The sequence below is a fragment of the Mycobacterium sp. 852002-51971_SCH5477799-a genome, assembly GCF_001667145.1.
Taxonomy (GTDB): Bacteria; Actinomycetota; Actinomycetes; order Mycobacteriales; family Mycobacteriaceae; genus Mycobacterium.
This window is the reverse complement of record NZ_LZIF01000082.1, coordinates 120,045-126,310: the sequence shown is the minus strand read 5'-3', so window position 1 is coordinate 126,310 and position 6,266 is coordinate 120,045. Positions and strand designations below refer to the sequence as shown.

The 6,266-nt window shown below is 63.0% G+C and carries 3 protein-coding genes and 1 pseudogene; 1 reads left to right on the top strand and 3 read right to left on the bottom strand.

Annotated elements, in window-relative coordinates; translation table 11 throughout:
- Positions 1 to 670: 670 nt before the first annotated feature.
- The 3 genes and pseudogenes from A5753_RS10315 to A5753_RS10305 form a co-directional block, all read right to left on the bottom strand.
- On the bottom strand, positions 671 to 2,020 hold the full coding sequence (locus A5753_RS10315) for an NAD(P)/FAD-dependent oxidoreductase (RefSeq protein WP_082971260.1): 1,350 nt from the start codon (positions 2,018 to 2,020) through the stop codon (positions 671 to 673).
- A gap of 114 nt (positions 2,021 to 2,134) precedes the next feature.
- A pseudogene (locus A5753_RS25185) lies at positions 2,135 to 2,594 on the bottom strand (helix-turn-helix domain-containing protein).
- Positions 2,595 to 2,714: 120 nt separating this feature from the next.
- Complete coding sequence (locus A5753_RS10305; RefSeq protein ID WP_067126661.1) at positions 2,715 to 3,983, bottom strand: CdaR family transcriptional regulator; 1,269 nt, start codon at positions 3,981 to 3,983, stop codon at positions 2,715 to 2,717.
- A gap of 260 nt (positions 3,984 to 4,243) precedes the next feature.
- Here A5753_RS10305 and A5753_RS10300 point away from each other — a divergent pair, with 260 nt between their 5' ends.
- Positions 4,244 to 6,265 carry a fatty acid desaturase gene (locus tag A5753_RS10300; RefSeq protein WP_067126658.1) on the top strand — a complete coding sequence of 674 codons (2,022 nt, stop codon included), beginning with the start codon at positions 4,244 to 4,246 and terminating at the stop codon, positions 6,263 to 6,265.
- Position 6,266 lies beyond the last annotated feature (1 nt).

Here is a 6,266-nt window from a genome sequence, read left to right as displayed (position 1 = left end):
CCGCCCGCGCCGCGGGCAACTCCGGCCCACCCTACCCCGGCGACGCCCAAACCTCTGGCCCGCCACAGGGCCGCCCGAATAAGCGCCAACCGCCGCCAAAGGAAAACCCGGTCGAGTCCCTTGCCGTCATTCGCCGGATCAGCGTCAGCGTGCGCCGCGGCTTCTGCGTCATCCCAAGTGGATGCAACGCAATCACCTTGTGCAACTGCGTTATCCGAAGAGTTCGACAACGGCCGGGTCGAAGCGGGCATGGTTCCCTCGCATCCCCATTCGGGACACCGATGAGCTGTTCTTGCGTGTTGACGTTCACACAACACCCGATGGACGGTCGCGCGGCTGAGGCCCACCGCGTGGCGAAGATCTGCGATGGCTTCCCGACTTTGATTGAGTGCCAGCCCTCTGACTGCTCAAACGTTGTGGAGCTAAGGGGATTCGAACCCCTCACCTATTCGATGCGAACAAGACTTTCTGGGCGTCTGTTGGTGCTTATGCCGTTGACGCTGTTAAGAATCTGCTCGTCATCAGGCTGACGGCGTTGGCTCTGATAGACCGCTGACGGAGCTACTGCGGACGGATTGCGGACGCTGCTTTCAATCTCATCGCCGGAGAGAGAAGGACGCTGGGCTGTGCAAGGCGGTCGTCACTCGCCTAAGGTGCCACCCCCACCCGGTCAGTCGTTCCTTGCCTTCAGTCGGTTGCCAGCCACTATCCGCCGCAACAGGGACGGCCGAAGAAATTCCGTGGGGTGCCCGAGAAGTTGCATCTGCCTGAATAGCGTTTCAGTGATTACTACGTCCGTCGCCGCCGCCACATAAAGCTTGCCCATGGCGTGACTGATGAATTTCTTTGGCTTCGACTGCCAACCATCCGACGGAACAATCGTGAAGTCGAAGAACCGATTCGCCCACCACATAGGTGACAGCTTCTTGGCGGAGGCGCGAAAGAATCGAACGCTTAACTGGTCACTGCCATCGGCTAAGCATGTTTGAAGCGCCGATGCTTGTAACACCGCTGAGGTCATCCCTTGCCCGTACACGGGATTGAAGCTGCATACGGCGTCGCCCATGACGAGTAAGCCCCGTGGAAACCGGGTGAGCTTGTGATAACGCCGCCAAACGCTAGCGGGATAGCGCCGAGTGGACACCTCGCCGATCGGTTCCCCAGCGCGCAACGCCGCAGCAATATGGTTCGGCATGGACTCGGAGATTGAGCCAAGCAACCCAGGCAGGTCGTTTGGTGTCTTCCTGCCAGCGAAACCGATCACTGTGGCGATGACGGTCCCGTTTTCGTAGGGCAACAACCCATAACCCTCTGGCCTGTCGAGTGTGGGAATTTTTAACACGGCTCGCTCGGCAAGCGACCCAGGTGGCAAGCGGAAGAATTGGCTTGAGTAGCTCAGGTCAATCGTGTACTTGCGTTCAGGAGGCCGTTGATAACCATTAGCTTCCAAGAACGCGGGGGTGCGGGCGGAGCGACCGGTCGTGTCGATGACTAGGTCAGTCGTCAGCATGAGTTCCCGGCCGGTTTCGCGCTCGACCACGCGCGCACCCGTGACCTGGCCAGCGGGGTCGATCACCATCTCCGCTACGTCGTGGCCATCCATGAACGTGACATTGCTAATCGACCGCACCCGCCGTCGAATGATCCCTTCCAGCAATGGCCGGCTGGCCAAGAACACGACCATGCCCTCGGATCGTGTGAACCGCCCCGACCGGCAAAAGACGATGTCACCGACGCCCAGATGGAACAGGGCAGGGTCGTCGGGGCTGTCAAGGACGATGGCACCCGCCGCTTCGAGTTCCTCCAACAGACGCGGAAACAAGTCGACGATGTACGGCACACCTCTGCCGAGCATCTGATGCAAATGGCGCCCTTGCGGAACCCCCCGCCGCTGGGATGTGCCACCCGGCAACTTGTCACGTTCGACCACAGTGACGGCGTCATAGAAATCCGAAAGCACCCTAGCCGCAAACAGACCAGCGATACTCGCGCCGCAGACCAATGCGTTCTCACTGCGCATGTCGCTGGTTCCCTCCCGCAAGAGCCCCTACCGACGCAACACTGTCAGCGCGCTCCACCGCTGTCTACATCGGACGGATCGCATTTCCATGAGATATGGCGCTGCTGAGGCTGCCTACTTAGCGCCTTCGCTAATCACGCGGTACACGGTGGCTCGACTAACCCCGAGGGTCGTGGCGATGGTCGTGGCCGACTCGCCGCTGCCGTGCATACGACGCGCCAGAGCAATCTTTTCGCCGTTCAGCGCTTTGGGGCGGCCGATGGACTGCCCGCGTGCCTGCCTTGCGTCCCGCGCTGCCGTGCGGCGTTCCTTACCCAGTTCCAACTGAAGCTCAGCGAGGCTGGCAAGCACACCGGCCCCCATGCGGCCCGGAGGCGTTCGACGTGTCGATCGTGGTTATCTCAGTCACGAACAGGTCGCCGCCCTGGCGTCGCAAGTCGAGCGCGATCCCGAGGTCGTCAGGCACACGGCAGCCAGCCTCGCGGTCAGTGTGCCGGCCAACTGCGACACCTTCGTCGTAGCAGAACCGGCCATTCGTCGGTCGGGCACGGCCCCGCGAGGTCGAGGAGCCGATGCACTTCCCGGGGCTGTCCGGTGGCGTGCTTTGGATCGAGGAAAGGCCGCTCGCTGAAGCCGCCGGGCTGCGCGTCGATGGAACAGGGAACGTGCGCGGTATCGCGGCGTCGATGTGGAATCAGCTCAGCACCGCTGAGCCGAACCAGTGACACAGCAGCAACGCGACCTCGATGTCGGTCTTGTCGTCGCCGATTGGTCGGCCACGACGCTCGACGGCGCGGCGTACTCGGTACTTCACGGAGTTGACGTGCAGATGGAGCTCGTCGGCAGCGGCCCTGTAGTTCGAGCCGGTGCGCAGGTACACCAGCAGGGTTTCCCGAAGCCGCTCGTCACCCTCCGAGCGAGACGCCAGCGGGCCGAGCACCTCGTCGACCCAGACCGAAGCCGCCTCGATGTCGCGGCCCACCAGCGCCGCCACTGACAGCCCCGGATCACTGGCCGAGATGACTCGACGCTCACTCGAACCGGATGCGATCGCGACCATGCGCGCGTCCTCGGCCTGGCGATGCGAGCGTCGGAAGCCCTCGACACCCGGCAACGGATCACCGACGGCGACGCAAGGTCCGCTCAATTCCTTGGCCGCCTGGCGAATCTGTTCCACTGAGTTCGCCGCCGCCGCCGTCGACAACGGAATCCAACCCCATCCGGTGACGCGGTCTACCGAGGCAAAGAGCGAAGCATCCGGTGAGCCCACCGATTCGGCAAGCATGCGGACGAACCGTTCCAGCGACGGGACTTCCGCGCTGCCCTCGGATTCGGGATACCAGACGACCACTGCGAGGTGGATACGTCTGAGCGGGTATCGGATCGCGGTTGTCATCGCGTCGGCATCCACGTCGCCGCCTGACAGGATTTCTCGGATCTGCAGCGCGCGCAGGCTGTTTCGGCTCTCGAGCCAGCGCTCTCGCTCGTGTTGGTAGGTGGCGACGACCCGCTGCGAGATCCAGTCGATGTATTCGAATGAAATCGCCGCCAGTCGCTCGAACACGTCGAGGCTCAGCCAAGGGTCCAGCTTCGATGCGCGGATCTCGTTGAGCACGGCGTCGAGCGCCGAACGATGGCCAAGCCGGTAAGCACGCACCAATGCATCTGCGGACACGTCGCGCTGCGCCAGACGGCGGGCGTACTCGAGCGCGGCCGTCGGCGGCTCAACCTGCTTGATTGGGATGCCGTGGCGAACCGCCTTGAAGACTGTGTCGACGTTCGCGGAGACGTTGTCGCGCAACAGCTGGACCAATTGCGCGTCACCACGCAGTTCCTCGATCTCGGCGACCAGCAGCTGCTGGATCGAGCGGGTCACCTCCTCCAGCTTGGCGTCCAGCTGCCCGACGACCACCGCCGCCTTCTCAGCGACCACCGCATCGTCCTCGCGGTTGCCGTCCGACATGAACAAACCGTAGTTCGTTCATGGCGCGCTTTGTCTACAACAGACATACGCACGCCAAGAGTTGATCGATTTGCGACGTAGTCGCAGCAGAGTTGGGCTCCGTAACGTTTACGACGAACGCAAAGCAACCTCGGAAACCGGTCCCTAGAAGTGAGCTCGACACCGGCGAATAATTACCTCATTCCGTCTCGAGTTTGTGGCGGCCAGCCAATTATTTGCGTCCATAACCATTGCAAAGTCCAACCCAATTAGGGGTGCCAATGCCAACCATTGACGCAACCGATCGCGGCACATCAGAGCCGCCCGCACGTCATGCAATACCGGATCCCGGCGAGCCGGCGCCCAAGTTGGCGTGGCCCACGATCGGGCTCTTCCTGGCCGGATTGACTGCGTTCGTGCTGTCGACGATCGCGTATATCCGTGGATGGGCCCCGATCTGGGTGACGATCCCGATCAACGTTGCGGTCACGTTCACGATGTTCACCGTCGTGCACGACGCCGTGCACTACGCCATCAGTTCCACCCGCTGGGTCAACGGGCTGGTCGGGCGACTGGCGTGGCTTCTCGTCGCGCCGCTACTCGCATTCCCTGCGTTCGGCTTCATCCACATCGAGCACCACCGCCATTCCAACGACGACGAGAAGGACCCGGACACGTTCGCGTCGCACACTCCGATATGGCTGGCGCCGCTCCGGTGGGCCTTGATTGAGTACTTCTACGGCAAGTACTACCTCAGCCGGGTGCGCAGCAGACCGAAGAAAGAAGTGGCCGAGACGGCGGCCATGCTCACCCTCAGCGTGACGGGACTAATCGTCGCGATCGTAACCGGCAACATCTGGACGCTGGCGGTCGTCTTCCTGATCCCGCAGCGGATCGCCGGCATCCTCCTAGCGTGGTGGTTCGATTGGCTGCCCCACCACGGCCTGGAGGACACCCAGCGCAGCGACCGCTACCGCGCGACCCGCGCCCGCGTCGGCATGGAGTGGCTGTACACCCCGCTGATGCTGTCGCAGAACTACCACCTGGTGCACCACCTGCACCCGTCGGTGCCGTTCTACCGGTACGTGAAGACGTGGCGGCGCAACGAGGAGGCCTACCTCGAGAGGAACCCGGCGATCTCCACCGTCTTCGGTCAGGAGCTGAACCCCGACGAGTTCCGAGAGTGGAAGGAACTCAATCGCAACCTCGGACGCGTGCTGCCGGTGCGGATGCCGGAGAGGTCGAGCGCCCCACACGCGGTGTTCCATCGCATCCCGGTAGCCTCGGTCGATCCGATCACCAACGACAGCACACTGGTGACCTTCGCAGTGCCCGAGGAGCTACAGGACGAGTTCCGCTTCGAGCCCGGCCAGCACGTCTCGGTGCGCACGAACCTCGGCGGCGAGGGTGTGCGCCGCAACTACTCGATCTGTGCGCCGGCCACCCGCGCGCAGTTGCGCATCGCCGTCAAGCACATCCCCGGCGGGGCCTTCTCGTCGTTCGTGGCCAACGAGCTCAAGGCCGGCGACGTTCTGGAGTTGATGACGCCGACGGGCAACTTCGGCACGCCCCTACATCCTCTGCACCAGAAGCACTACGTGGCCCTGGCGGCCGGCAGCGGGATCACACCGGTGCTGTCGATCCTGGCCACGGTGTTAGAGATCGAAACCGAGAGCCGGTTCACGCTGATCTACGGCAACCACACCAAGACATCGACGATGTTCTTGGCCGAACTGGATCGGCTCGAGCATCGCTACTCCGATCGCCTGGAAATCATGCACGTCTTGTCCCGCGACCCGATCCACACCCCTGAGCTACGCGGACGGATCGACGCGGAGAAGCTCGAGCGGTGGTTCGCGACGAGTATTCGGCCCGAGACCGTCGACGAGTGGTTCCTATGCGGTCCTTTGCCATTGACCACAACCGTGCGCGACGCGCTGATCAGCCACGATGTGGACACCGAGCGGATTCACCTCGAACTATTCACCGGCTACGAGAAGGCCGAGGCGCCCTCGCGCGACTATCAGGCAGCCACCGTCACCTTCACCCTGTCCGGGCAGCAGGAGACGTTTGAGCTCGTCCCCGGCGACTCAATCCTCGAAGGAGCGCTGCAAGTGAACAGCAATGCGCCCTACTCGTGCATGGGCGGGGCGTGCGGCACCTGCAAGGCCAAGTTGCTCGAGGGCACCGTCGAGATGGACCACAACTTCGCTCTCGGCCGCGCCGAGCTCGACGCCGGCTACATCCTGACCTGTCAGTCGCATCCGACGAGCCCCACCGTCTCGGTCGATTACGAAGGCTAAG